Here is a 3,668-nt window from a genome sequence, read left to right on the forward strand (position 1 = left end):
CGCCAGCGGCGGCCCCTCGACCAGCACCGCGGGCTCGCCCGCCGGCAGCGGCAGCGGCAACGGCACCACCGGCAGCGGCGCGGCGCCCAGCGGCCGCTGAAGGCCGCGCGGACCCTGATCGAGGCGGAGCGGGCCGGGCGGCCCGCTCCGCCTTTCGCGTTCCCGGTGCCGTCAGCCGCCCTGCAGGCTCTCCGCGAAGTCCTCGGGCACCTCGCCGAAGCTCGCCAGGATCGTCGCGCTTTCCAGCTCGCCGGTCTCGTCGTCGGCCACCACCTTCAGCGCCGCGGTGCCGGGCATCCGCCCGGACATGGCTTCCGCCTTCTTCAGCGCCCCGCTCTCGGTCGGCGCCACCTCGCGGTCGCCGGGCACCAGGCGCTTGCGCTTGACCACGAAGGTCTGGACCACGAACGTCGTCTTCATACCCATTGCGCGTGTCCTTGACCGGTGTGGCGCGAGCCTGGCCCATGATCCTCGGATCGCGAAACCGGGTCGCACGTCTTGTGGGGTCGCATCGTCACACGCGAGACGGCATCCGCCCCGCCTGAAAACGCTCCGACCCGAGGATTGGCACGATTGACGCTAGAGCCTGTCCCGTGATCGATGGATCACGAAACAGGCTCTATCCAGGTGCGGGATCGCATTGTCTTCACGCGAGCCGGACGCCGCCTCGCTCGAAAATGCTCTCGCGCCGTCGATGCGCCACCCTCGCGTGCCCCCTCCTTCTACACGGAACCGTCGATGATCGAGACGCGCCGCCGTCCGTGCCGGACCCTTTCGCGCGCCGTCCTGTGCGGATGGGCGCTGGCATCCGCGGGCGGGCCGCTGGGCGCCGCGGCGCGCGACCTGCGCATCGGCCTCGCCGCGGAAGCCACGTCGATCGACCCGCATTTCCACAACCTCGGCCCCAACAACGCGCTGCGGCGCCACATCTTCGAGGGCCTGGTCACCACCGACCCCGCGATGACGGTGCTGCCCGCGCTGGCGCTCGCCTGGACGGCCGACGACGCGCATACCTGGACGTTCAGGCTGCGCCCGAACGTCACCTTCTCGGACGGCACGCCGTTCACCGCCAACGACGTGATCTACACCTTCTGCCGCATCCCGCTGGTGGAGAACTCGCCCTCCTCCTTCGCCACCTTCGTCCGGCCGTTCGAGAGCGTCACCGCGCCCGATCCGCTGACCGTGGTGATCAGGACCGCCGAGCCGCTGCCGCTGCTGCCGACCAACATCACCGCGCTCGGCATGCTCAGCGCCAAGGCCTCGGGCGCGCCCGGCCCGGTCACCTTCGCCAAGGGCGGGTGCGCCGGCATGGGCACGCCGCCGAAATCCACCGATTTCGGCAACCCGAAGATCGCCGTCGGCACCGGCCCCTACGCGCTCAAGGAGTACGTGCGCGGCACCCAGGTCGTGCTGGCCCGGAACCCGACCTACTGGGGCGCGGCGCCCGCCTTCGACACGGTGACGATGAAGCCGATCGTCTCCACCGGCCCGCGGGTGGCGGCGCTGCTCGCCGGCGACGCGGACCTGATCGAGAACCCGGCGATCCAGGACCTGCCGCGGATCGAGGCGGCGGGCTTCACCGTCGCCAAGGGCCTGTCGAACCGCATCATCTACATCCACCTCGACCAGTTCGACGGCCCGGGCTGGAAGACGCCGACGATCCGCGGCACCGACAAGGCTGCGCCGCCGGACAAGAACCCGCTGCTCGACCGGCGCGTGCGCGAGGCTTTGTCCAAGGCGATCGACCGCAAGGCCGTCGTCGAGCGGGTGATGGGCGGGGTGGCGCAGGGCGCGGGCGAGCTGCTGCCGTTCCCGCTGGCCGGCACGACCAAGGACTTCCCCGTCGTCGCCTACGATCCGAAGGCGGCTAAGGACCTCCTGGCCCAGGCCGGCTACCCGAACGGCTTCGAGATCACGCTCGGCACGCCGAACGACCGCTACATCAACGACGAGAAGATCGCGCAGGCGGTGGCCCAGATGTGGAGCCGGATCGGCGTGAAGACGAGCCTCGACGCCGCGACCGCGTCGACCTTCTTCACCCGGCGCAACACCTTCTCGTTCTCGGCCTACCTCGCCGGCTGGGGCGCCGATTCCGGCGAGATGTCGAACTCGCTGAATTCGCTGCTGCTGTGCTTCGATCCCGAATCCGGCCGCGGCTTCACCAACCGCGGCCGCTACTGCAACCGCGAGGTCGACCGCCTCACCATCGAGGCGATGCGCACCTTCGACGAGAATGAGCGCTCCGCCCTGCTGCGCCGGGCCTCCGCGCTCGCCATGGCGGACTACCCGTTGATCCCGCTCCACTTCGAGGTCACCCCCTGGGCCACGGTGAAGGGCCTGCGCTACACGCCGCGGATCGACCAGTACACGCTGGCGATGGACGTCGCGGTGGTGAAGTGAGGGATCGGGATTTCCGGGCGCCGGGCATCCCCTCTCCCCGCACGCGGGGAGAGGGCTGCGACGACCGCGTCGTCGGCGCGGCGAGGCGGCAGCCGACGGTGAGGGGGCTTCGACGGCGGAGCCTCGTCCGTTCGCGTCCCCTCACCATCGCTCCGGCTTCGCCTGCGCTTCCCGGCTGCACGACGGGGTTCAGCCGGGCCTCTCCCCGCGTGCGGGGAGAGGGGACCCGCGCCCCGTTCGGCGGCGTACCTGCATGCTGACCTACCTGATCCAGCGCTTCGGCCAGGCGCTCGTCACCGTCGCGGCGATGGCGACGCTGGTGTTCGTCGGCGTCTACGCCATCGCCGATCCGATCGACATGCTGGCCGCGCCCGACGCGACGCCGGACGAGCGCGCCGCCATCGGTGCCCAACTCGGGCTCGACCGGTCGCTGCCGGTGCAGTTCGGCACCTTCGCCTGGCGCGCGCTGCACGGGGATCTCGGGCGCTCGTTCGTCTACAACGAGCCCGCCCTGTCGGTGATCCTGCAGCGCCTGCCGGCGACGCTGGAGCTGGCGCTCACCGCCCTGGTGCTCGCGGTCGCGGTCGGCCTGCCGCTCGGGCTCTGGGCCGGCCTCAAGCCGAGCTCGGGCAGCGGCCGGACGATCATGACCGGCTCGATCCTGGCGTTCTCGCTGCCGAACTTCTGGCAGGGCCTGATGCTGGTGCTGGTCTTCGCCGTGACGCTCGGCTGGTTTCCGGCCGGCGGCCGCGGCGAGACCGTCAACGTGCTCGGCATCGAGACCGGGCTCCTGACGCTCGACGGCCTGCGCCACCTCGTGCTGCCGGCGGTGAACCTGGCGTTGTTCAAGCTCGCGGTGGTGATCCGGCTGGCGCGCGCCGGCACCCGCGAGGCGATGCTGCAGGACTACGTGCGTTTCGCCCGCGCCAAGGGGCTGTCGCCGGCCCGCATCGTCGGCGTGCACGTCCTGAAGAACATCCTGCTTCCGGTGGTCACCGTGATCGGCCTCGAGCTCGGCTCGATGATCGCCTTCGCCGTCGTCACCGAGACGGTGTTCGCCTGGCCCGGCATCGGCAAGCTCCTGATCGACTCGATCAACCGGCTCGATCGCCCGGTCATCGTCGCCTACCTGATGCTGACCGTGTGCCTGTTCGTGGCCATCAACCTGATCGTCGACCTGATCTACGCCGCCCTCGACCCGCGGGTCCGCCTGTCGGAGGCCGCGTGAGCACGGGCGAGACGCTCCCCGCGGCCGGCGGGCCGCCCGC

The 3,668-nt window shown here is 71.0% G+C and carries 3 protein-coding genes; 2 read left to right on the forward strand and 1 reads right to left on the reverse strand.

The window, feature by feature from the left end:
• Positions 1 to 171: 171 nt before the first annotated feature.
• Positions 172 to 426 carry a hypothetical protein gene (locus FV223_RS22635; RefSeq protein ID WP_147729101.1) on the reverse strand — a complete coding sequence of 85 codons (255 nt, stop codon included), beginning with the start codon at positions 424 to 426 and terminating at the stop codon, positions 172 to 174.
• 312 nt (positions 427 to 738) lie between these two features.
• On the opposite strand from FV223_RS22635, the gene FV223_RS22640 reads away from it, so the two are divergent.
• Positions 739 to 2,400 carry an ABC transporter substrate-binding protein gene (locus FV223_RS22640; RefSeq protein ID WP_147729102.1) on the forward strand — a complete coding sequence of 554 codons (1,662 nt, stop codon included), beginning with the start codon at positions 739 to 741 and terminating at the stop codon, positions 2,398 to 2,400.
• 253 nt (positions 2,401 to 2,653) lie between these two features.
• Positions 2,654 to 3,628 (forward strand): ABC transporter permease, encoded by a 975-nt coding sequence (locus tag FV223_RS22645; protein ID WP_147729103.1) that lies wholly within the window; start codon positions 2,654 to 2,656, stop codon positions 3,626 to 3,628.
• Positions 3,629 to 3,668: the final 40 nt, after the last annotated feature.

The sequence above is a fragment of the Methylobacterium sp. WL116 genome (assembly GCF_008039455.1).
Taxonomy (GTDB): domain Bacteria; phylum Pseudomonadota; class Alphaproteobacteria; order Rhizobiales; family Beijerinckiaceae; genus Methylobacterium.